The sequence below is a fragment of the Sphingomonas rustica genome, assembly GCF_039652585.1.
Lineage (GTDB): Bacteria > Pseudomonadota > Alphaproteobacteria > Sphingomonadales > Sphingomonadaceae > Sphingomonas > Sphingomonas rustica.
The window spans coordinates 84,784-107,998 of the sequence record NZ_JBDIZK010000007.1 but is presented as its reverse complement, the minus strand read 5'-3'; the positions used below and the strand labels follow the sequence as shown (position 1 = coordinate 107,998).

Annotated in this window: 22 protein-coding genes; 8 read left to right on the top strand and 14 right to left on the bottom strand. The window is 59.3% G+C overall.

Features of this window, described 5'->3' with window-relative positions; translation table 11 throughout:
• Positions 1–10 precede the first annotated feature (10 nt).
• The 3 genes from TPR58_RS12900 to TPR58_RS12890 all read right to left on the bottom strand — a co-directional run bounded on the left by TPR58_RS12900 (position 11) and on the right by TPR58_RS12890 (position 2,937).
• Complete coding sequence (locus TPR58_RS12900; RefSeq protein WP_346247088.1) at positions 11–1,225, bottom strand: outer membrane beta-barrel protein; 1,215 nt, start codon at positions 1,223–1,225, stop codon at positions 11–13.
• Between the two features lie 196 nt (positions 1,226–1,421).
• Positions 1,422–1,991 carry a polysaccharide biosynthesis/export family protein gene (locus TPR58_RS12895; RefSeq protein WP_346247240.1) on the bottom strand — a complete coding sequence of 190 codons (570 nt, stop codon included), beginning with the start codon at positions 1,989–1,991 and terminating at the stop codon, positions 1,422–1,424.
• Positions 1,992–2,166: 175 nt separating this feature from the next.
• Positions 2,167–2,937, bottom strand: a complete 771-nt coding sequence (locus TPR58_RS12890) for a class I SAM-dependent methyltransferase (RefSeq protein ID WP_346247087.1) — start codon at positions 2,935–2,937, stop codon at positions 2,167–2,169.
• A 157-nt stretch (positions 2,938–3,094) separates the two neighbouring features.
• Here TPR58_RS12890 and TPR58_RS12885 point away from each other — a divergent pair, with 157 nt between their 5' ends.
• The 3 genes from TPR58_RS12885 (at position 3,095) to TPR58_RS12875 (ending at position 5,800) form a co-directional block, all read left to right on the top strand.
• The gene (locus TPR58_RS12885) at positions 3,095–4,153 is read left to right on the top strand and encodes a class I SAM-dependent methyltransferase (protein ID WP_346247086.1); all 1,059 of its coding nucleotides are present in this window, start codon (positions 3,095–3,097) and stop codon (positions 4,151–4,153) included.
• Positions 4,154–4,437: 284 nt separating this feature from the next.
• Positions 4,438–5,490 carry a dTDP-glucose 4,6-dehydratase gene (rfbB, locus tag TPR58_RS12880; RefSeq protein WP_346247085.1) on the top strand — a complete coding sequence of 351 codons (1,053 nt, stop codon included), beginning with the start codon at positions 4,438–4,440 and terminating at the stop codon, positions 5,488–5,490.
• Between the two features lie 151 nt (positions 5,491–5,641).
• Positions 5,642–5,800 (top strand): hypothetical protein, encoded by a 159-nt coding sequence (locus TPR58_RS12875; RefSeq protein WP_346247245.1) that lies wholly within the window; start codon positions 5,642–5,644, stop codon positions 5,798–5,800.
• A 68-nt stretch (positions 5,801–5,868) separates the two neighbouring features.
• Here TPR58_RS12875 and TPR58_RS12870 read toward each other — a convergent pair whose 3' ends face one another.
• From TPR58_RS12870 to rfbA, 9 genes are all read right to left on the bottom strand, one after another.
• On the bottom strand, positions 5,869–7,221 hold the full coding sequence (locus TPR58_RS12870; protein WP_346247084.1) for a hypothetical protein: 1,353 nt from the start codon (positions 7,219–7,221) through the stop codon (positions 5,869–5,871).
• 1,344 nt (positions 7,222–8,565) lie between these two features.
• A complete protein-coding gene (locus TPR58_RS12865; RefSeq protein WP_346247083.1) occupies positions 8,566–9,462 on the bottom strand; it encodes a glycosyltransferase family 2 protein in 897 nt (298 codons plus the stop codon).
• Between the two features lie 137 nt (positions 9,463–9,599).
• Positions 9,600–10,853, bottom strand: a complete 1,254-nt coding sequence (locus TPR58_RS12860) for a hypothetical protein (protein ID WP_346247082.1) — start codon at positions 10,851–10,853, stop codon at positions 9,600–9,602.
• 28 nt (positions 10,854–10,881) lie between these two features.
• The gene (locus TPR58_RS12855) at positions 10,882–11,811 is read right to left on the bottom strand and encodes a glycosyltransferase family 2 protein (protein ID WP_346247081.1); all 930 of its coding nucleotides are present in this window, start codon (positions 11,809–11,811) and stop codon (positions 10,882–10,884) included.
• A 77-nt stretch (positions 11,812–11,888) separates the two neighbouring features.
• Complete coding sequence (locus tag TPR58_RS12850) at positions 11,889–13,130, bottom strand: lipopolysaccharide biosynthesis protein (RefSeq protein ID WP_346247080.1); 1,242 nt, start codon at positions 13,128–13,130, stop codon at positions 11,889–11,891.
• 120 nt (positions 13,131–13,250) lie between these two features.
• On the bottom strand, positions 13,251–14,351 hold the full coding sequence (locus TPR58_RS12845; protein ID WP_346247079.1) for a DUF1972 domain-containing protein: 1,101 nt from the start codon (positions 14,349–14,351) through the stop codon (positions 13,251–13,253).
• A 94-nt stretch (positions 14,352–14,445) separates the two neighbouring features.
• Positions 14,446–15,303: a dTDP-4-dehydrorhamnose reductase gene (gene rfbD / locus TPR58_RS12840; protein WP_346247078.1), complete on the bottom strand. Its 858-nt coding sequence runs from the start codon at positions 15,301–15,303 to the stop codon at positions 14,446–14,448.
• Between the two features lie 9 nt (positions 15,304–15,312).
• The gene (rfbC, locus tag TPR58_RS12835; protein WP_346247077.1) at positions 15,313–15,858 is read right to left on the bottom strand and encodes a dTDP-4-dehydrorhamnose 3,5-epimerase; all 546 of its coding nucleotides are present in this window, start codon (positions 15,856–15,858) and stop codon (positions 15,313–15,315) included.
• Positions 15,855–16,739, bottom strand: a complete 885-nt coding sequence (rfbA, locus tag TPR58_RS12830; RefSeq protein WP_346247076.1) for a glucose-1-phosphate thymidylyltransferase RfbA — start codon at positions 16,737–16,739, stop codon at positions 15,855–15,857. Before rfbA ends, rfbC begins: the two co-directional genes overlap by 4 nt.
• Positions 16,740–17,464: 725 nt before the next feature.
• On the opposite strand from rfbA, the gene TPR58_RS12825 reads away from it, so the two are divergent.
• From TPR58_RS12825 to TPR58_RS12805, 5 genes are all read left to right on the top strand, one after another.
• Positions 17,465–17,938 carry a GNAT family N-acetyltransferase gene (locus TPR58_RS12825; protein WP_346247075.1) on the top strand — a complete coding sequence of 158 codons (474 nt, stop codon included), beginning with the start codon at positions 17,465–17,467 and terminating at the stop codon, positions 17,936–17,938.
• Positions 17,939–18,036: 98 nt separating this feature from the next.
• Positions 18,037–19,149: an S-(hydroxymethyl)glutathione dehydrogenase/class III alcohol dehydrogenase gene (locus TPR58_RS12820; protein ID WP_346247074.1), complete on the top strand. Its 1,113-nt coding sequence runs from the start codon at positions 18,037–18,039 to the stop codon at positions 19,147–19,149.
• A 163-nt stretch (positions 19,150–19,312) separates the two neighbouring features.
• Positions 19,313–19,507: a helix-turn-helix transcriptional regulator gene (locus TPR58_RS12815; RefSeq protein WP_346247073.1), complete on the top strand. Its 195-nt coding sequence runs from the start codon at positions 19,313–19,315 to the stop codon at positions 19,505–19,507.
• Positions 19,494–19,937, top strand: a complete 444-nt coding sequence (locus TPR58_RS12810; RefSeq protein ID WP_346247072.1) for a hypothetical protein — start codon at positions 19,494–19,496, stop codon at positions 19,935–19,937. Before TPR58_RS12815 ends, TPR58_RS12810 begins: the two co-directional genes overlap by 14 nt.
• 24 nt (positions 19,938–19,961) lie before the next feature.
• On the top strand, positions 19,962–20,882 hold the full coding sequence (locus TPR58_RS12805; protein WP_346247071.1) for a TraB/GumN family protein: 921 nt from the start codon (positions 19,962–19,964) through the stop codon (positions 20,880–20,882).
• 78 nt (positions 20,883–20,960) lie between these two features.
• Here the strand turns inward: TPR58_RS12805 and TPR58_RS12800 are convergent, their stop codons facing one another.
• Both TPR58_RS12800 and pgmG read right to left on the bottom strand, forming a co-directional pair.
• Positions 20,961–21,728 (bottom strand): exonuclease domain-containing protein, encoded by a 768-nt coding sequence (locus TPR58_RS12800; RefSeq protein ID WP_346247070.1) that lies wholly within the window; start codon positions 21,726–21,728, stop codon positions 20,961–20,963.
• A gap of 57 nt (positions 21,729–21,785) precedes the next feature.
• Complete coding sequence (gene pgmG, locus TPR58_RS12795; RefSeq protein ID WP_346247069.1) at positions 21,786–23,174, bottom strand: phosphoglucomutase/phosphomannomutase PgmG; 1,389 nt, start codon at positions 23,172–23,174, stop codon at positions 21,786–21,788.
• Between the last annotated feature and the right edge of the window lie 41 nt (positions 23,175–23,215).

The window sequence follows — 23,215 nt, the reverse complement described above, 5'->3', positions numbered from 1 at the left end:
TGATAAGGTTTCAGAGCTTCAGCTTAGCGCCGACTTGCATTCTTAACTCACGTATTTCGGTCGATGGCGCGTTCGTGGTGAGAGTGCGCTCACCGTAGCTGAGCGATCCATTGACCTCAATGCGACGGCTCGAAAGGTAACGCGCGCTGGCAGCAACGCGAAGACTTTCCGATCTCCGCGAACTGACGACATAATTCTGTTTCACGACCTGTCCCGACGCGGACAGAATCAGATTCTTCAGAAGCTCGTGATCGACACTGAGCGTTGATCGACTGTCCCAATAGGATCCATCGCCCCCGATCTGCGAATCCTCCAGCACGCGCTGGCTGCTCACGGTGACCGTAGTGAGCTCGGTCAGGAAAAACTCGAGCCGGGATTCCACGGAAATGCCCTGTGCGTCCGGATAAAGCGGCGCCAGATAGTTCCTGCGGGTATAACCGACACCGATCGTACCGCGCACGCGTCCGGCAAGGTCGAAATTGACACCGCCCAGGATGCGAAGGCCGTTAGAGTCACGATTGGGCGCTCCCGAAGCCAGCGGACGCTCGAAACCGGTGCGCGAATAGGAGATCTGGCCCATGAACGCGAGGCTGGGCGTCTGCGCATATTCGAATTGCACGGTCGCGCGGCTGACTCCGCGATCGCGATCCGACTGGTCGCGAAAATTGCCGCTGCGAAGCGCGAGGGGCTGGAAGCTCAGACTCGTGCGATCGACGATCCAGGTGCCGCGAACGCGCCCTGCCGTGTACCGCCCCGTCAGCGACCCGGTAATTCGCCGGTAGCGGGACACCGCCGCCGCAACCGGAAGTGCCTCTCCCGAAAACGGGTTTTCGAAATCGAGATCGCCGGCGACCGACCCCTGTACCGTGAGGTGCGTCGTCGCATCGAGCTGGCCGATCGCCGATACCTTCAACCGATCCTCGTTGCGGGCGGACTGCCCGATGAAGCGGCGGGCCTCCCCCTCTCCGGAGAGCCTGAGCGAATGGCGCGACCAATTCGAGCGCATCGCAACCACGCCCCGGAGATAGGCAAAGGGGGATGCCACCTCGTCGGTGGTCGAGAGATAGGTGTTGGACGTCGCGCCGACGCCGGTTTCTACCTCGGGCAAGATCACGAACGATCCGACCCTGACGCCCAGCGCATCGAAATCGGGCCTGAGGCGCTCTCGAACGCTGACGTTACGTCCCGCATTGTAGCCCTCCGGAACTACCGGCGGCACCAGCATCGACTCGCCGATCTGCGCATAGGCAACCGGCGCGCCCGCCAGACACAGCAGACCCGTCGCGCCGGTAGCGCAGACGCCGGAAAAGGCGCGCGACTTAGCCATGCACAGGAAGGAAGACGCTGCTCACCGTTTTGCACCCCAAGTCCGGCATGTCGCCGGTCCGTACCGTTTCATCACCGCACCATGTGCGCGACGATCAGAAATACCGTTCCCCGACGCGGATCACATCGCCGGGATAGATGCGCAGATTGGGGGTCACGAGATACGTCTTCTCGTCGGCCTCACCCTCGCGCCGGATAGAGATTACGCGCTGGTTCGCGCGCGGCGTATAGCCCTGCGACGTGGCTACCGCGCTCAGCGCAGTCAGGCCAACCGTATAGGGATACTGGCCGGGATCGCGGACTTCACCCAGGATGAAGAAGGGGCGGTAGGCGATCACCTCCGCGCTGACCTTGGGATCGCGGATATAGCCATCACCGTAACGCTGCTGCGCATTCGCCACGATGGCGGGAATGGTCAGCCCCGCCGCCGGGACCTCGCCGATCAACGGCAGCGCCAGGTTACCGTTGGCGCCGACCGAGAATTCACCGGTCAGCGACGGCTCGTTATAGACGGTGAGGCGCAGCTTGTCGCCGACACCGAGGCGATACTCCTCGACCTCTCCCGGCGCGGCAGCATAGCGATCGCCCGACGACAGAACTTCCGTATCGCCGCCAAAACACGCCGTAGTTAACAGGAACACGCCCAGAAAGGCCGCCGATAGCATTCGCACTTGAACTTCCCCCGGCGCGATTACGCACGGGAAAACTGATGGCATGGGTCCAAAGGGAAAGCAAGCGAAGCGTTCGCAGTTGCAGCATGCGAGCGCTGAATTCAAGTACGACAATCGTAATATTAGTTCGCTTACGTAACATTTTTTTGCGGTGGCTCGAGCCCAGCGTTCAGCCGGGCATACCCGGCTGACGCATGATCATCGCGGTGCCCAGCCGGTCGTTCAGCGGCCAGGCAACGATCCCGCGCGCGGCGAAGAAACTGTCCACCGCTTCGGCCGCCATCGGATAGCGTTTCGAGCGATAGTCATGAACCAGGATGATCCCGCCATCCACCATGCGCGGCCAGAAGGTTTCCAAGGCCGCGGTGATCGGATCGGCGAGATCCATGTCGATATGGACCAGGCGGAAGCGACTGTCCTCCAGCCCGGCAAAGGTTTCAGGAAAGAACCCGACGCGGAACGCCAACCCCTCGTCCTTGCCGTTCGAGATCTGCTTCCGCACGATCTCGAGGCTCGTGTCGCGGAATGCCGCCCGCTCCATCGGCTGGGCGAGCCGGTCATCGGCGAGGTCGCGTTCGTCGAACCCCTCGAACGTATCGAAGCAATAGAGCGTGCTGCCCTGGGCCATACGCGGCCAGATGATCGACGCGGTCAGCCCTCGATAGGTGCCCAGCTCGGCATAATCGCCCGCGGGCAGCTTCGCGACCAGATCCAGCGCGATATGAAAGTTGAGAACACGATTGGCGTCGCGGATCGATTTGCCTGCCTCGGCGGACCGTGCGCCGTTATAGGCGCGCGTCGCCGCCAGGCTTTTCAGCATGGGATGCCCCGGCGCGAGATCGGTATCGACGGCGCCCGGAGGCGAAAAGGCGCTGATCGCGTCCGACCGGTAACGGCCGAGACGGCGGCGGATCGCACCCAGCGTTGAACGTCCGATCACTTGGTCCTCCCGAATCGACAAGGCGCGTGACAGCCGGGGCAAGCCGCTGCGATCCGGACGTCGCAAATCGGCCAGGAGCGGGCAAGGCCGTTTTCGGCGCCGACGCAATTGGTTTGGCTGTTGGCCAGAATCATCATTTCGCCCTATGTGGCGGGCGATGCGCGTTAATCACGACTATTTCCGGGCGCGTGAGGGCTGCCCCGTGTGCGGTGGCACGGACACCGAAACGCTGTTCGCAGGCGCGATGGACGAAAGTCCGGTGCGCGACCTGATCGCCAGCCACTTCAGTCGACAGGGTACGATCGACTGGGAGATGCTTGCAGGAACCGACTTCGTGCTGGCGCTGTGCCGGGCGTGCCAGACCATCTACCAGGTGGCGGAGCCGAACGACGCGGTCCTTGCCGCGATCTACACCCGGATGATCGACGCGGCATTTCTCGATCCGTTCGAACAGGCCCAGTTGACGGTCGGCCGCTTCAACGAGATCGCCGGCGAACTCGCGATCCTGTTCGCCATGACCGGCAAGCCTGCGGGCAACGTCACCTTCCTCGATTACGGCGCCGGCTACGGCAGCTGGGCGCGCGTTGCCCGCGCGATGGGCGCCACCGTCTATGTCACCGAGATCGGAGAGGAAAAAACCGCTGCCGCGGCCGCGCTCGGGCTTAAGGTGATCAATGACGCCGATATCGACACGATGCGCTTCGACATCGTCCACACCGAACAGGTGTTCGAACATCTGACGCATCCGCGCGAAACCTTCGCCCGGCTGGCGGCGGCGACCGCCTGCGTGTTCAAGATCGCGGTGCCGCCGCAGCGGAATGCCGCCAACGTGCTGCGCCGCAAGGGCCTGGCGACCGAGTCCCCCTTCGGCCGGATGCTCGCCGGGGGCCGCCGTCACCGCGACGACGACGTCTATATGGCAGTGCAGCCGCTAGAGCATCTCAACCTGTTCTCGGCCCGCGCCATCGAGATGCTGGCGGCAGAGAACAGCATGCGCATCGTCGGCCGCACGCGCCCGCGCGCACTTCAGATCGACATCGGGTCTCCACGCGAACTGGCTCGATCGACTGCCAGACTGGCAAAATCAGTGGCTGGCAGGATCGCGCGCAGAGGCTCCGGCTATGCCCTGTTGCGCCCGCTGCACCCGGCCGAACAGGGGATCAGGGAAACCCCTTCTCCAAAACGGCCGGCCCCGGAAGGCCCAAGCCCTTCTTGAACTGCCTCCGCAGCACCGAACATCCAATCATCTGAATGCAGGATCCGTCTCCCAGGGCATGCATTTCATGGCCCTCTGCCGTTGCGCGAGCTTGGGTAAGCGCACGGATTCGCGGCAATTGCTGAGCGGAGGCCTTGTTTTGATCAGGCGCATTCGTTCCGCCTTTCTCCGGCGCATCTCGATTGATAAGAGCCATCAGGTTGAACATGCTGCTGCAACGCAGCATAGACCATGGGATCGGCGAGCGTGACTCGAGCGATATGCTGGACAAGGGGGCTGAAGCGATGAAGGTTCTGGTAACCGGCGGTGCGGGATTCATCGGCTCGGCGCTGTGCCGCCATCTGATCCAGGATCTGGGTCATGACGTCGTCAATGTCGACGCCCTGACCTACGCCGCCAGCCTTTCCTCGCTGGATCCGGTCGCCAAATCGCCCAAATACAGGTTTGAAAAGGCCGATATCCGCGACCGTGCCGCGATCGACGCGATATTTGCGAAACATCAGCCCGATGTCGTGATGCACCTCGCCGCAGAGAGCCATGTCGATCGGTCGATCACCGGTGCGGCGATTTTCCTCGAAACCAATATCATGGGCACCGCGGTGATGCTCGAGGCGTTGCGCGCCTATCGCGACACGCTCTCGTCCGAAAAGGCCGGGGCGCTGCGCATGCTGCACATCTCGACCGACGAGGTCTATGGCTCGCTCGGCCCGACCGGCCTGTTCACCGAGGAGACGCCCTACGATCCCTCCTCGCCCTACTCGGCTTCGAAGGCGGCATCGGACCATCTCGTCCGCGCCTGGGAGCGGACCTACGGCCTGCCGGTCGTGATCTCGAACTGTTCGAACAATTACGGCCCGTATCACTTCCCCGAAAAGCTGATCCCGCTCGTCATCCTCAACGCATTGGCGGGCAAGCCCCTGCCCGTTTACGGCGACGGCTCGAACATCCGCGACTGGCTGTATGTCGAGGATCATGCCCGCGCATTGGTGATGGTGCTGGAAAAGGGCCGCTTCGGCGAGAAGTACAATATCGGGGGGCGCAACGAGCGAACCAACCTCCAGGTCGTTGAGCGCATCTGCGACTTGATGGACGAAATGGCGCCGAAGGGCCATCCGCACCGCGACCTGATCACCTTCGTCACCGACCGCCCGGGCCACGATCATCGCTATGCGATCGATGCGACCAAGACCGAGGGCGAGATCGGCTGGCGCGCCCAGGAGGATTTCGACACCGGCATCGCCAAGACCGTGCGCTGGTACCTCGATAACGAAGGCTGGTGGGCTCCGCTTCGCAAAGGCTATTCGGGCGAGCGGTTGGGGACGCTCGCCAAGGCATGAGGCCGCTACCGAGCGGAGAGAGATGATCGGGACGGGGCGCATAATTGGCCGCAGGGCTGCCCCGTCTCGCCCCTAGAATGAGCAAGAGCGGTTTCCGGGCGTTTTGACTCGTGAGGATTTCCCACGGCGTCGATTTTGCGACCCAGGCTGGATGCTGCGAACGCTATCGAAGGATCTTCGCGAGCGCGAGTTCGGTGATCGAGGGTGCGATCTGGTGCCGCCCTACAGCCTCGATTTCAAGCCGAGCGAGCAGGCCTTCTCCAAGCTCAATGCCTACCCGAACAAAGCTGCAGAGCGCGCCATTCCATGACCCCTGCAACCCGATCAGACGCATCATCGACCTCTATTCGCCACGGAATGCGCAAACTATTTCGATGATCACGGAGCCGATGTGGACCGATCGAAAACCTCTCTAGATAATCCCCGCCCATCTCTTACGCGACTTCTGAAGCTTCCACCAAGCACCGCCCCGCCACTACCTCTCAAGAGAACGCCATTTTTACGATAATCAACAAGATCTGGATTAACGATAAAAACGTTCTTTGACAGCAATTTGGCATATCCATTCTCGACGCGGATTGGGCGACCGTTTTGATCAAACATGCCATTCAACCAACCGTCGCCAACAACTATTCCGTCATCGCATCCACGCACTTTGACATTGTCAATCGTCAGATTTTGTACACCTTGCACATAAAGACCTATAGATCTACTTTTTGAGAAAATCTGATTTCCCTCAATATAGACTTCACCAAATTTGACATTGTCTATAATACCCCCGCTGTTGCCCGTCACAACGATGTAGCCCATCGTGTTTGCATATAGGCTTGGTTTCTTTGATTGATTATCGACTATATTTGCAGATCTTACGAAGACGTTTTCAACGACCGCGGCGCACACGAAGTAGTGAGACCCGCCAACGCCGGACAAATCCAATTTTCGCCTTTGCAAGGACGATGAGCGGCTGTCCGAAAGTGATATACTTCGGTCCTCGTTCTCAATAATGAAATAGTGCTTGCCAGGGACCAGCGGGCCGCGCGGCCCGACACCCCGACAATACAGGATCGGCTGTGCGTTACTTAATCGAACATCCTTAGGAAAGATGGCATTTTCAACGATATCCGACTCACCAACCTCGAACGAGTCTTTCACTATCGGCTCAATACCAATTACCTCTCTGTAACAATCCACCGCCGATACATCGACAACAGCACCATTTACAGAGCCAAACTGGACGCCATAGTCGCCACTGTTGGTTATTTCCGCCTTTATGTAACAATTACGAGACTGGCGATTTTCGGGATAGAAAGGCGATATTCCGATTGCGCCACCCTGCGCACCAGGATCACTAGTTACGGCAATGTCGAAGTAAAGATTCTTGATATTGTCAATTACTATGCCGTGCTCCGCGTACGGACCGCATCTGTGAAATTTTATCCCTATGACACAGACCGACAGTGGCTGATATCCCTTTGATCTCCCAATTATCTTTTTTCCCTTATCAGAAAACCAACCAAATATTATTGGCCTGGATACGGTATCTCCTATCCAGTACATGTCATGTGCGTTAATTTGTTCAGTGGTCTTGTAACACGCTCTTGACTTAAATTTGATACCATATCCTTGCTGGGCCATGGCCTCGGCGCGCGCAAATGCTCGGGCGTTATCAGTCCCGCTGCCGGTGGTGGGATCTCCGTCGCCAACACCTCCGATCGTTTCAAATTCTATCATTTTATTGGGCTTTGACGGGGGTATCGTCAAATCAGATAGTCTGACATCACCGCGTCCGATTGGAATTACTGAGTTACAGTATCCAAGAAAAAAAGACGATAGTACGCTTCTTCTTCTCATGATGACTTTACGCCTACTCAATATTTCAGATAGCGATCTCGCTCGGCTTTTTTGAGAGCGAATCTCATATAGCGGGATATAAGCTTGTAATCACCTGCGGGCTTGAGCCCCCCGCACCGACGCGATATTTACCCCATTGAACGCAATATGTCTGGTAGCGGCCGTTCACTGGCACGCGCCTGCTCCAACGAAGGGGATTGGGTCGTCCGACATTGGTTCATGGCATATTCGTGATTTTCGAAACGCTGGTTGATGAGCCTCTGGCGCTCTGAACGAACGACAGCATCTCGTGGTTGCTCGACCCAAGAGCATGCCTGATGGTCCGCGGTGCGTCATCATCCTGGTGACCGGCAGCCTGCATGATCGATATTCGACCATGCAGGCGTTTGCAATTCAAGCGATCAATGAGCCGATATCAGCGGGCCGCGGTTGAGCAGCGCGCTCCAGCCCGACAAGAATGCGTGGCGAGCCGCGCGTCGATGATCGGCGCGTATCGACGGCATCCTGAGTGCTTCGGCCGGAGGGGAGACGTGGGGTCTTTGCAAGCACTACGGGGTCGCGCGCCGTCTGCTTCAAGCACCTGAACGATTGCCGACAGGCAGTTGTGCGGAGCGGGATGTCGGGCGCCATCAGCTCCGCAGCGAAAGCGAGGTCCGGCCGATCGATTACCCCCCCTCTTGCGCCGATCGAAACGCCGCAGCAGCGACAACGAAAGGGGGACAGGACGCTGTCTCAATCAACCAGATCGGGCTTACGACCAGAATCGGCGACATTGTCGAAGCGCCGGGAGCTGATCCGGCCGTGTCTGATCCCAGAGCAGTGTCACAACCACATGTCGCGGTTTAGCGCTCGAGGAGTTCGTCAGCGCACCTTCGCACTGGCTTACGAGGCCGAATGCATTCGCGAGCTGCCAAGCAGCAGGGCCATCCCGCGCGATAGCAACAGGCGTTGAGCGCGCTTCTCCCGCGAGCGCGGATTGCTCAAGCGGCCCTTTCTGCGCTGAAGTAGGTTCGACGCCCCCACCATCGGCTGTGACAAGTTTGCGACCAACTGCTGCGTCACGATATAGATAGCCTCACTGCACATTCGCACTTACAGTGCCTAAGGTGTACACTAAAATATGATCATTATATTTATACACTAGCGCGGCACGGTTTTACGCGCGCATCCATCCCCTATTGCGCAACTTCGCTATTACCGCGCACATCCGATCTTTTGCAGCGACTATGCCGGGCCACTTTGCCTATTGGCGCTGCGGATCAGTCCCCGGTGCAAACGTGACCAAAGCTTCGATGGATAGAAAAGGGTGGATATACAAAGGAAAATCATCCTACGCATCGGTTCGTTGGCAAACAGATATCTTCTGTAGAACTTGATGTGCACGAAGTAGGCTATAACCCGCCATCTAGGCGTACGAGTATTAAAAATATTATCTCGCAACATGAAAGTCGTTTCGATTGTCGAGAACGGAAGGATGTTCGAGGCGCTTTTCTGATGAACGCGATAACGTGTTAGCACCCTGTCGACATTAGCGAAGCGTGCGCCCGCTACGAGCATGCGTGCGAAGACATCATAATCCTCTGCCGGCACATGCGCCTGAACATAGGGTTCCGATTTGAAGAATTTTGTAAGTCCCATGACGGTGGGATGCAGCACGCCATGTTCGCCCGCACGAATCTTTGCATCGATCTCATCATGCGTGAGAGGGAAATTGGTAGTTCCAAGCACTTTACCTGTATCGGAATGAAAGATTTCCGCGTTGGAGCCGACAACGTCGCATCGTCCCGAAGCGAGCAACTCGTGCTGCACCTCGATCCGATCCGGCAGCATAATGTCATCGGGGTCAATGCGCATAATAAACTGACCCGTCGCTCGTTCAATCCCTGCATTAAGCGCGTTGCCAAATCCCTGGTTACACTCCAGCGGAACAATCTCCAGATAGGGAAGCCGGCCGGCAAACCTACGGGCTATGACCAATGAATCGTCCGTTGAACCGTCATCGACGAATATCAGCTCTTTTGGGGACAGCGTTGACACCTCAAACGCCGTAAAGAAATCATCCAAATATGGCGCATTATTATAGTTTGCACACACGACGCTGACTTCTGAAATCTTGTTCACTGTCACGGCCCCTTAGATCCGGAAGTTAACTCGCATCGTAGCCCGTATGCTCGCCAAGACATTGGTATCGACATACGGATTTTAGAAAAGCAGTAAGCAACTTATATGTAGACGGGAGTCGACACAACATGCCACGTTCAATTCCGATCGTTCGTTTGGCGCCCTGGAGCAATGCCGGAGGGCTTATATCGTGCTGTAGAAATCGTTCTACCGCGTAGATACGTTAGGTACAGAATTGCATTGAAGGAGAAGACGAACGTCAAATCAGTGAGCGCAAAATTGAGTGTCACAAATGACAGAAAAACACAGGCGAAAATAGCAAACTGTAAGTAGCTTCTTGTAAACCTAATTATCAGAATAAATTGATACGACATGTAAAGGACAAGACCAACCAATCCAAAATCAACATACAAACTGTATATCGTGCTGAATCCCGCATTATAAAGCCATTCTTTCGTAATTGGATTATAATACGTCAAAGCGCCCCGTCCAAAAATATTAACTCCCTCGGCGAACATCTGTCCAATGGGAGAGAATCTTGACGCGGTCCCCCACGCTTCCTTGTGGTAATATTCATCCATCGCTTGCGCGAGAAAGTCGCTAATTAATGTTGACAGAGGGGAATACATAAGAAGAATTAGGGGCGAGGTCACAGCCACTAATATCAAAGTTAATTGATAACGATTGCCATAAAGCGACCTATAAATATTATTCGCTAGCAAAAGCGCCATAATCAGCATGAATGCGATTTTCGCAGCGTTTGAGTTTCCCAGTAGAATAATAGCAAGAGACAACGAAGAAATAATGATCCTATCACTTCTTCTTGAACTTAGCAGGAAGCTCGCTATTGTTAGAAGCTCGCAGACCGCCGCCAACGCTGCGTCTGACTGAAGATAGAAAGTTCCAAAAATTGCATCAATTCTACCAATTGGTGCTCGTGAGTAACTAATAAACACGTCCGTGAACAGCCTCTGGAAAATCACAAAAGCCAATTCGATCGGTAGAAATATTTTCGCAATTCTGAAAAAGGATCTTGTGCTAACCAAGGACGCTACTCTCGAAGCGTATACGCGCCCAGCGATTGCGGCAATAATGGTGCAAGCTATATAATAGAAATATGTAGCTGTGTAGGAGATCGGCAAACGGTGATTCAAAGTGTCCAATGCCACAAATATTAAAAATATGAAGAGTAGAATTTCATATTTGATTTGGGCTAAACTCGAACTCCTTACAAATACGTGGCTGAGAAAGAGTAGAGAGAGCCAGTTAGTTTGCGTCTGAGACAATATGCCGACATACTGCAGGAATCCCCCCGCAAGAAAAATCAGCACGATCGGCGTCGTCCATAGAAGGCCGAACGCAGCACCATTTTGTTTGTTTGTATTAAGCATGGTGGATCATTCTATGTTAAATAACATATTACTTTCTGTTCTTGACGTAATTCGTTAGGCAAATAAGAAAGCTGCGGCAGGCCATCAGTGTCGCGGGCAGGCCTGGTCTTCCTTTAGTGTAGGCATGCCTGAGTACCGCCAGAGCGCCTTTGACATCACCGAAGTGCGCAGTAACTTGCATCGGAGTGGTTGCGCAGAAATCCCCCATTACCCGTCGAGAGCTGTGGGATAACATATGGTCTGCCCAAGCAAGAATTTTCCGCGTGCGATTGGTCTTTGATACTCCACCGGGACCGGAGATATCATAATGAGTGCGATGCCCTGCGCCAATGATGATCTGGCACTCGGTGGCTCGATTTGTTGCTATGACCCACCCCCAATCAGTGCACACTTCCGGAAGCGTATCAAATGGCACGAGCATGGCCATTCGCCTTGGGAACATCAACGTTGATGATTGAATAAAGTTATCCGTTCTACGCAAAGACCTACGCAAGAATAGATATTCACTTGGATTCTCGGTAACGATAGGTTTTTCATGGATCCGCGGACGCAAGGCTTGGCGCCCGCCAGGATAGTGAAGAGTGACACCAGTTGCAGCGATCCAGTTATCGCTATTTATCGGTGCAAACTTTTCTAAATCTTGGATTTGCTCTATACATTTTCTCGGATGCCAGAAATCATCGTCATCCAACAGGGCAATGATAGCGCTACTTGCGTTTTCCGCGCCAATCTGCCGCGCAGGCCCCTGCCCAGGCGCCTTTCTTGCGTCGACTATCCTGACTCTAGGATCATCAAAATGAGGCAGGTCTTCAGTATTGTTAACGACAGCAATGATTTCTATGTCGACTCCCTCCTGCGCAAGCACGGAATCCACGGCGCGAAACAGAGATGGCCGCCCCATCGTCGGAATTACCACACTAATCAAGGGGCGGTTGACACTACTTTCATCAGAATTCATTGTTTATTTTTCCATATCAAATTTGTACGGAAGATTTTTGCCGAATTTGAACAGCCACCGCGGTTCGCATGCCGTCTTCACGACGCTCTCTCTAACCGGTCATACTTTCGCATGCCCGTGATCGTCAGCCCGATCGTCACAACATAAGCCAACGACCATACGGCGGAAATCAGGGTGACGGTCAGGGGCATTCCAAGCGCAAAATGGGCTGCAGCGAGAATGCAGCCAACCGTGCAGAAAATCCTGCCGATTTGTATAGCCAGCATTGCTTGTTGCATCCCGAGCATCACCATTAGCGGTGCCATAGGGATGGCAACAAGCTGCAAGCACATGGGAAGCGCCAGTATCCTCATGTAATCGCCTGCAGGCGCCCACGGTGCACCAAAAATCCAGGAAGTGAGTGGCGGGATAATGACCGCGATTGCCAGGGCAGCGGCGAGAGATAAGGATATCAGCATGATAATCTGCCGGCGAAGGCCCGGCCAGAGTTTGGCCTCTCCACCGCGAATTATTGCAGATGCATCCGCCACGATAATCTGGTTAACCCCTTGGCCGATCAGGGCAGTCGGGGCGCCCACGACTCTCTGCCCAAGGCCGAGATACCCAGCGGCCGCGGCCCCATAAACTGGCGCGACTAATAACATGGGCATCTGAGACGCGAAGGTGCCCAGTGCGTTTGCACTGGCGCCACTCAAAACTCTCCACAAGTCCTTGGGCACATCGGCAATGTTCGGGTGGGGAGCACAGGCCTTTCCCGATCTTAGCAAGGCTTGGCAAAATGCTCTGCCGACAAACATTCCCAGACCAAGCGAAATCGACGTCGGATGGAGCATGGCGAAAATTGTCTGGCTAATTGCCACAAAGGCACCGCCCGCGATGTTGCGGTGAACAAGTTTGGGCATATCATTCTTGCGAATGAGTACCGCGTTGGTCACGGAGATAAGGGACATAATGGCAAGTAGCAATGCAGTCGTGACAGCTGCCTCCAAACCACCTCCGTTCGGCAGAAGCGCTGCCACGGATGTGGCGATCGAACCAACTATCAACGTGGTCAGCACCGCCCGGCGCTCCAGCAAACGGACTTCGTCTGCGTCGCGTGCGACGGGTACAAAGACATCCGCCTGAAAGAGTGCGAACGGAAGCGCGACCAATGCGATCGAAAGCGCGACCTGATAATGCCCCATCTGTTCCGGATTGAGCAGGCGGGTCAGAAACGGAATGGCTGCAATCGGCATGATCTGGCCGAGCGCTTGGCTCACCAGAAGCTGAGCGCGAATACCGAGCCTAAGCTCCTTTGCACGGCGAAATCTGGAAATCATCTTCGGATATCTCCGACCTCTTGGACTAGCCTGCACATTTCAATGATTGCAGTCATAGCAACCAAGGACCTCAGATATCCTCACCGATCCCGACTTAAGAATCCCACTTCACGACGATTTCTACAGGCAGCGTTCAATAACCCGCTCATACTCAGCCAGGACCTTTGGCCACGTAAACTCAGCTTCCCAGCGCTGATAGGCGCTTGCGCGCAATCGGTCGCGCAGAGAAGGCGAGTCGAGCAGTGCCCCTATTTGCGCTTCACACTCGTCTTCGCTGGAAAAGAAAAGGCCGGCATCGCCCGCCACCCAACGGTTAAAGAGATTGTCGTGCGCGATAACCGCGTTGCCCGCACCGAGCGCCTCCACCAGCGAGGGATTGGTGCCGCCTACCTGGTGGCCGTGGACATAGGCAGTGCTGAACAATCGTAGTGCGTGCAGCGTCGGCTTGTCGTAGATCGCGCCGGGGAAGATGACTTCGTCACTCGCCGCGGAGATGACCGTGTTCTGGTAGGAATGTTCCTTGCTGAAGTTTCCCAGCACCACCAGCTTCGCGCCGCGGCGGCGTCGCGAGAAAGCCCGTACGATCTCCAGGATGGAATTTTCGGGTTCCGGCCGGGCAATCACGGTGAAGAATTTGTCGCGCTCGATGCCGAATCGAGCGAGCAGGTCTTCATCGGCAGTTTCGATCCTGTCGCTGCCATAAGGGATCATCGAGATCTTGGCGGGAGCGGCATGGGTAGAATGGTGACGCGCGATTTCGGGATGATCGGCGATCAGGACATTGCCGGATGCAGCCGCGATACGCTCATTGATCCATAAGTAGATTTGCTGGATTTTGGAGTATTTTGCTCGGCGCCACTCAATGCCATCCATGTTGATGAGGTTGAGTTTCCCGCGAAGTCGCGCATAACCCGAGAGAAACCCGGTGTTGTACCCGAGCGTGAGCAACACGCCGTTTTCCTTCACCGCGGCGATGGTCGATTTGATGTCGAACTCGATCGTGCCCAGGGAGCCTTCGGTCTTCACCGGGATATGGACCCGACGGCAACCTTCCCAGCTGTCTTCATAGCGTTTGCCGGTGTCGCTGCCTTGGCAGTACACCGTCACGCGCCAGCCTGCTTGCACCATCCACGGCACCAGACGTTCGGCGAAGCTCTCGAAGCCGCCATGAGCCGCAGGCACGCCGCGGATGCCCAGAATGACAAGATGCTTTTCAAGCAATTTTGCACCATGAGCCCATCGCCGGCCCCCATCCCCAAAGTTTCAAGATCTGCACAGTGTGTCGACGAGGCCAGCGCCGACAGTCACGAGTAGATTAGCCATTGGCCACGATCTCGGCCATCATCACTCTCAGGTTTGCGCGCCAGTGCGGCGCCGGGCCGCCGAGGTGTGCGAACGTCGATGTTTTGTCGAGGACGGAATAATGCGGCCTGCGAGCCGGAGTCGGATAGTCACCGCTGTTGATGGGGATGATCGGCACGGCCTGGTTCAGCAGCCCCGCGGCCAGGCCCTCCTCCTGGATCGCGACGGCAAAGTCATACCAGCTGCAGGCCCCTGCGTCGGTATAATGGTGAATGCCGATCACGCTCTTGCAAGCCATAGTCCAGAGCGCCGCAGCAAGACCGGGCGCATAGGTGGGCGACCCAATCTGGTCTGCAACGACGCGTACTTCGGGACGCTCAGCCATCAGGCGCAGCATCGTGCGCACGAAATTTCCGCCCGCTGGCGCATAGACCCAGGCGGTCCGGACGATCAGCGCGCCCGCGCCCGCGGCCCGCTCGCCCGCCAGCTTGGTCCGGCCATAGGCGCCGAGCGGATTGGTCTGCGCATCCGGCGCATAAGGGCTGCCGGCCCGGCCATCGAAGACGAAATCGGTCGAAATATGAACAAAGCGCGATCCGACACCGCGCGCCGCGTCGGCAAGAATACCCACCGCGGTGCCGTTCACGGCCAGTGCCGCTTCCTCATTGCTCTCGGCCAGATCGACCGCGGTATAAGCGGCGGCGTTGAACAGCAGATCGGGCTTTTCCGCGACGACCAACGCCTCCACCGCATCGCGATTGGTGATGTCGAGCGTGTCGATGTCATGGCCGACGATCTCGTAACCCGCGGGCGCCGTCGCAGCGAGCCCACGCCCCAGCTGGCCCTTGCTGCCTACGATTAGCGCTTTCATGCCCACTCCTCAGGAAAACGCCTTCACTTCGGCGAGTGGCAACCCGACCTTGTCTTTGGCAGACAGCTGCGGCTCGATGCCTTCCAGCGGCCATTCGATGCCGACGCTGGGATCGTCCCAGGCCAGCGAATGCTCCGACGCGGGATCGTAGACGCCGGTACATTTGTAGAGAAAATCGGTGCCGTTCTCCAGACTGACAAAGCCGTGCGCGAAGCCCGGCGGCACCCAGAACATACGCCTGTTCGATGCCGACAATTCGACGCCGGCCCATTTACCGAAGGTCGGCGAAGATCTGCGGAGATCGACCGCCACGTCCCATACGCGGCCCGCGGTGACCCGCACCAGCTTGCCCTGCGGATTGGGGTTCTGGAAATGCAGTCCGCGCAGCACGCCCTTGGCCGAGCGGCTGTGATTGTCCTGCACGAAGGCCAGATCCAGGCCATGCTCGCGGAACGTGTCGGCGTTCCAGCTTTCCATGAAGAACCCGCGATCGTCGCCGAATACCTTGGGCTCGATGATGAGCAGATCGGGTATCTCGGTCGGAATTACCTTCACGAGAACGCCCCCTTGCCGAGCAGCAATCCCATCAGATACTCGCCATAGCCACTCTTGCGCAGCGGTGCGGCCAACACCTCCAACTGTGCGTCATCGATAAAGCCCTGACGCCAGACGATTTCCTCGGGACAGCAGATCTTCAGACCCTGGCGATCCTCGATGATGCGGACATAATTGGCCGCGTCGAGCAGTGATCCGTGCGTGCCGGTATCGAGCCAGGCATAACCGCGTCCCATGATCTCGACCGAAAGATTGCCGGCCTCGAGATAGAGGCGGTTGAGATCGGTAATCTCCAGCTCGCCACGTGCCGACGGCTGGAGGTCCCGCGCCAGTTCGACCGCACGGCCGTCATAGAAATAAAGCCCGGTGACCGCATAGTTCGACTTCGGACTCGCCGGCTTTTCCTCGATCGTCTCGGCGCGGCCCTCCGCATCGAACGAGACGACCCCGTAGGCGGTGGCGTCTTTAACATAATAGCCGAACACGGTGGCGCCCGCCTCGCGCGCGTTGGCGCGCTCGAGCAGTCCGGAAAAGCCGTGGCCGTAGAAGATATTGTCGCCCAGCACGAGCGCCGAGGGCTGATCGCCGACGAACTCAGCTGCGATATGATAGGCTTGGGCCAGGCCCGCAGGCTCGGGCTGCACCGCATAGTGAAGCTCGATGCCCAATTCGCTGCCGTCGCCGAGCACCGCCTTGAACGCCGCCTGATCATGCGGCGTGGTGATGATCATGATCTCGCGAATGCCGGCGAGCAGCAGCGTCGACAGCGGATAATAGATCATCGGCTTGTCGTAGACCGGCATCAGCTGCTTCGAGACGCCCTTGGTCAGCGGATACAGCCTTGTACCCGAGCCGCCGGCGAGAATAATTCCCTTGCGCACGTTACCCTCGCCCCCTCGGATCACCGCAGCCTGTCTAAGCGTCGCCCCAGTGTTCGGCAATGGCGCGAATCGATCAAAATTGTGCACAGCAGCATAACCTTTCAAGATTGGGCGACTGGCACCGTCCATCGATGTTTCAGAAGCAACCGGTAACTCGGATGTGCGTCAGGCCGCTCCCCCGCCGTATCGGCAATCAAGGCGTTTCGGGTGACACCTAGGCTTCGAGCTTCCGTCCCGTATCGTTCCCGAAATATCGCTATACGATATGCCTGTTCGCCAATCCCGTTAACACCGGCTCGGCAGACAGGTGATAGAGAACGCACTCGGCCGTCGCCAGCACGGCCGGCCCCCGCATCGCGACCATCGGCGTCATCTTGAGCAGTCTTATGATGGCATGCGTGCCGAGAGACAGGACGACGGGGTGGACGAGGCAGATCGCTTAGGACGCCTCCCCCATCATCAATACGAACCGACCAAGCGTGAGCGGTCGGCGCCGCTTCCATGCTCGCGAATATCGATCGAACTGCGCCGCTGGTCATTGCTGCTCTGCAGCATGAAGGCATCGACCGAGATCAACGCCACCCGCAGCAAATGGCGCGGGATGGTGACGCACGGGCAGCCTTGGACAGGCCACCGGCTGAAAACGCCGATGCATCCGCTCTTGCCAAGGCAGACGGGGCACGCGACCTTCTTCCCCGCGCAAGCGGACAAGGACGGGGGACAGCATGGAGATTCGCGAGGACGACCTGTCGGGTCAGCAGACACAGGCGCTGCTGCGTCTGCATCTGACCGGCATGGCCGACACCTCCCCACCCGGCCACAGCTTCGCGCTCGATCTGACGGGCCTGCTTGCTCCGGACGTGACGGTGTGGAGCGTGTGGGACGGCGATGCAATCTGCGGGATTGGCGCGCTGAAACGACATGATGCGGCGATGGCCGAGGTGAAATCGATGCGGACCCATCCTGACCAGCTGCGCCGGGGCGTCGCCGCGCTGCTGCTGGAGCATATCCTGTCGATCGCGCGCGAGCGTGGCGTGACCCGGATCAGCCTGGAAACCGGAAGCGGTCCGGCATTCGAGCCCGCGCTCGCGCTGTATCGCCGGCGCGGTTTCGCCAGCGGCCCCGCCTTTGCCGACTATGTCGCCAGCCCGTTCAATCAGTTCCTCCACCTCGATCTGGAGGCCGCTCCCGCGCGATGATGTGCAGGCGAACGACGGTTTCGCCACGCAGCGGTTGCACCGGATGTGCGCTTCGCCGATGAGACGGGCAACCAGACCATCCTCCCGGAGTGCCCATCATGAAGACCCGCGCCGCAGTCGCTTTCGAGGCCAAGAAGCCGCTCGAGATCGTCGAGCTCGACCTCGAAGGCCCCAAGGCGGGCGAGGTACTGGTCGAGATCATGGCGACCGGCATCTGCCATACGGATGCCTATACGCTCGACGGGTTCGACAGCGAGGGGATCTTCCCCTCGGTCCTGGGACATGAGGGTGCGGGCATCGTCCGCGAGGTCGGCGCCGGCGTCACCAGCGTGGTGCCGGGCGACCATGTCATCCCGCTCTACACGCCCGAATGCCGCCAGTGTAAGTCGTGCCTCAGCGGCAAGACCAATTTGTGCACGGCGATCCGCGCGACCCAGGGCAAGGGGCTGATGCCCGATGGCACCACCCGCTTCAGCTACAAGGGACAGCCGATCTTCCACTATATGGGCTGCTCGACCTTTTCGAACTTCACGGTGCTGCCCGAAATCGCGGTGGCGAAGATCCGCGAGGACGCGCCGTTCCAGACCAGCTGCTATATCGGATGCGGCGTCACCACCGGCGTCGGCGCCGTGGTCAACACCGCGAAGGTCCAGGTCGGCGAGAACATCGTCGTGTTCGGACTAGGCGGCATCGGCCTCAACGTGCTGCAGGGCGCGAAGATGGCGGGCGCCGACCGCATCATTGGCGTCGACATCAACCCGGACCGCGAGGAATGGGGCCGCAAGTTCGGCATGACCGACTTCATCGACGGCCGGGGCAAGTCGCGCGAGACGGTGATCGCAGAGATCCTGGCGCTGACCGATGGCGGCGCCGACTATACGTTCGATTGCACCGGCAACACCGAGGTGATGCGCACCGCGCTCGAGGCGTGCCATCGCGGCTGGGGCACCAGCATCATCATCGGCGTTGCCGAGGCGGGCAAGGAGATCTCGACGCGGCCGTTCCAGCTTGTCACCGGCCGCAACTGGCGCGGCACCGCGTTCGGCGGCGCCAAGGGCCGCACCGACGTGCCGAAGATCGTCGACTGGTACATGAACGGCAAGATCCAGATCGACCCGATGATCACCCATGTCCTCACGCTGGACGAGATCAACAAGGGGTTCGACCTGATGCATGCTGGCGAGAGCATCCGCTCGGTCGTCGTCTACTGATCCGCGCTCGGCCCGCCTGGTCGGCGGGCCTTACACCCTCGATCCGACGTCAGCCTTGCCTTGCATGAGGTAAGGGTCGCTTGACTTATGTCGCGAATCGCTGTCTTATTGTCAGCGTCACCTGACATATGGTCAGGGGATGGCGACAAGCGCGGGGCAAATGGTGCGGAACCGATTGAAGGTCCTGAGGGCGGAACGCGACTGGAGCCAGGCGGAGCTTGGCGGCCGGCTCGGCGTCTCGCGCCAGGCAGTCAACGCGATCGAGACGGGGAAATACGATCCCTCGCTGCCACTCGCCTTCCGCATCGCCCGGCTGTTCGACCTGACGATCGAGGAGATTTTCGATGACTCGGAATGAGCGGGGCACGGCCGGCGCTCTGGGCGAAGGCGAGCGCGCACTGCAGGCCCGCAAGCGCAAGGTAACGGGCACCGTCATCATGCTGATGCTGGGCGGCGGCGTCGTCGGCTTCGTCACCAGCATGGGCAGCGGCGGCACTTCGTTCCTGCTTGCGCCAATGGCGCCGTGGCTGGCGGTTGCGGCGACGGTCGTGATGCTCGTCACGCTGAGCTGGGGAAGCTGGCGCTTCTTCCAAGTCGTCGACGAAGTCGAGGTGCGCGACAACTACATCGCGAGCACGATCGGCCTCTACGCTTATTTCGCGGTCTATTTTTCCTGGTCGCTGCTCTGGCGCGGCCAACTGCTGCCCGAACCACAGCATTTCCTGCTGTTCTGCATCACCATGGTGATCACGATCCTTGCCTATCTGTGGATGAAATTCCGGCCGTGAGGCCGTTTGAAAAGGGAAATCAAGATGTTGAAGAAACTGCTCGTCTCCGGCGCCGCGCTTGCGTTCGCCTTTGCCGGCGCGCCCGCCCTTGCCCAGCAGGCCGCACCCGCGGCACCGGCCGCAGCGGTCGCGACGCGCGACGCCGATCCCGCCCTCTGGGTGGTCAAGGATGACGACACCACCATCTATCTGTTCGGCACCGTCCATGTGCTGAAGCCGGGCCTCAGCTGGTTCGACGAAGCGGTGAAGACCGCGTTCGACAAGAGCGACACGCTGGTGCTTGAGATGATCGAGCCCGACCCCGCGACGATGCAGGCGCTGATGATGAAGATGGTTATCAACCTCGACGGCCCCAATCTGAGCGCTCAGCTGCCCGAGGAGAAACGCGCCGCCTTCGCCGCTGCAATGAGCGAGGCGGGCACCCCCGCCGCGGGCTATGAGCGGTTCGACCCCTGGTTCGCTTCGCTGGTAATCACCCTGACGAAGGTGGCGAAGCTCGGCTATGATCCCAATCAGGGCGCGGAAAAGACGCTGACCGCCGCCGCCAAGGCAGCGGAAAAGCCGATCGTCGGCCTGGAAACCGCCGAGGAGCAGCTCGGCTTCTTCGACAAGCTGCCGCAGGCGGTGCAGGTCAAGTATCTGGAAGTCACGCTCGACCAGCTGCCGAAGACGGGCGAGATGCTCGACAAGATGGTCGAGAGCTGGGCGAAGGGCGATCCCGACACGCTGGCCGCGGTGATGAACGAAGGCATGGCCGAGACGCCGGAGGTGAACAAGGCGATCCTGGTCGACCGCAACGTCCGCTGGGCCGACTGGATCGCCGAGCGGATGAAGAAGCCGGGCACCGTGTTCATCGCGGTCGGTGCCGGGCATCTTGCCGGGCCGGACAGTGTCCAGACCTATCTGGCCGCCAGGAAGCTGAAGACAGAGCGCGTCAAATACTGACGCCGCATCCGGCGATCCATACCCCGCGCCGCGGCGTCCACCGGATTCTTCCCGGTGGCGCTGCGGCGCGGGCACTTTTTATTCCAGGTCGAGCTGCCACACGGGATCGCTGCCCCGGATCTGGCCGCCGCCGCGGCGACGCTCATATTCGGTACGCGCGGTGAATCGGATATCCTCGTCGCGGTCTGTCAGGAAGCCCTGCAGGCTCTCGTCCTCGATCGCGGTCCATTCCTTGCCCCGGTCGGGGCCGTAGCGGACGCGGGGCAGCAGCCCCGGCAGCTTCGACCACTCGATCAGCTGCGCGACGCTCGCCTCGTTCAACATGTCGCGCAGATGATGCGCGGTGACATAGGCATCGGGAAAGGCGCGATGCGCGGGCAGCCCGCGCTCATGCTCCAGCCCCTCGGGCTTGCGCCAGTAGCGCAGTACCTGGTTCGAGAAGCTGGGACTGTCCTGCCACAGGCGAAGCGCGCATTTCCAGGTACAGATCCAGTCGGCCCCGCGGGTCAGCGCAGGAGTGCAGAACTGCTCCTCGAAGCTCGCGCGGTGCGCGGCCAGCGCGATGCGCCGCGGCCAAGGATCGAGGATGGGGCGCGCGACGTCGTGCCACCAGGGCGAGTCGGCGACATCCTCGTCGCGAATATGGTGGATCGCAGTCGTGATCGGCGACATCGGCCGGCCTGGATTCACCAGATGGTTACCGCCATCGCCGAACAACGCCCAGCGACCGTCCTCGCCCAGCGCGACATCCTGCCAGCCGATCTCGCATACGCCATGCGCCGGTGGCGAGGCGCCGGTCGTTTCAAGGTCGATGACGCGGATGATCGAGGGCTGGCGGGGCGGCATTGGCGCCGATGTGGGCGCTAATGCCGCAGATTGCCAGCCCCGATCACTGCCCGGGTCTCAGTGACCCGCCTGCGGACCACGCGCCAGCCCGCTTGCCGCCAGCTGCGCGTCGATCTGCGCCAGCAGGCGATCGAGCGCCTCCTGGCTCTTGGCTTCGGCGCGGGCGACCAGGACGTCCTGGGTGTTCGACGCGCGCAACAGCCACCAGCCGTCCGGCGTGTTGACCCGCGCACCGTCGGTCCGGTCGACCTCGGCGCCATCGGCCTCGAGGCGCGCCAGCACCTCGTCGATCACCGCGAACTTGCGGCTCTCGTCGACCTGGAAACGCATCTCCGGCGTGTTGACCATCGCCGGCATCGCGTCCTTGATCTCGTTCATCGACTTGCCGATGACATGGACCGCCTGGATCAGCCGCACCGCGGCATACTGGGCGTCGTCGAAGCCGTAATAATCCTGGGCGAAGAAGATGTGACCGCTCATCTCGCCGGCCAGCGGCGCGCCGGTTTCCTTCATCTTGGTCTTGATCAGGCTGTGGCCGGTCTTCCACATCAGCGGCTTGCCGCCCAGTTCGGCGATCCGGTCGTACAGCGCCTGGCTGGCCTTCACGTCGGCGATGATCGTCGCGCCGGGATCGATGCGCAGCACCGGCTCGGCAAGGATCGACAGCAGCTGGTCGCCCCAGATCACCCGGCCCTGCCCGTCGATCGCGCCGATCCGGTCGCCATCGCCGTCGAATGCCAGGCCGAAGTCGAGATTCTTTTCGGCGACCAGCTTCTTCAGGTCGGCGAGGTTCTTTTCCTCGGTCGGATCGGGATGGTGATTCGGGAAAGTGCCGTCGACGTCGGTGAACAATGTGTGGTGCTCGCCCGGCAGCATCTTCACCAGCTTCTCGATCACCGGGCCGGCCGCGCCGTTGCCCGCGTCCCAGCCGATGCGATACGAGCCGCCGGCATAGCCGGCCATCAGGCGGCCGACATAGATGTCGACGATGTCGTAATCGGTAACCGCGCCGCGCGTCTCGGCCTCTTCCCAGTCACCGTCTGCCGCCATCTGGCCCAGCTTCTGAATGTCCTCGCCGAAGAACGGCAGGTGCTGGAACACCATCTTGAAGCCGTTGTAATTGCCCGGATTGTGGCTGCCGGTGATCTGGATGCCGCCATCGACCTCCAGCGTCGCTTCGGCATAATAGAGCTGCGGCGTCGGGCCCATGCCGGTGCGCACCACGTCGCAGCCCGATGCGGTCAGGCCGTCGATCAGCGCTTCCTCAAGCATCGGCGACGACAGGCGGCCGTCGCGGCCGACCGCGACGCGGGTCCCGCCGGCGCGGCGCAGCAGCGTCGCGAAGCCACGGCCGATCGCACGGGCATCTTCGGGACCCAGCGCTTCGCCGACGATCCCACGGATGTCATACTCACGCAGCGACGTCGGATCGAAAGTGTGGGTCATAGAATCTCCTGGGAAGGGTGTTGGCCTAATCCGTGAACACT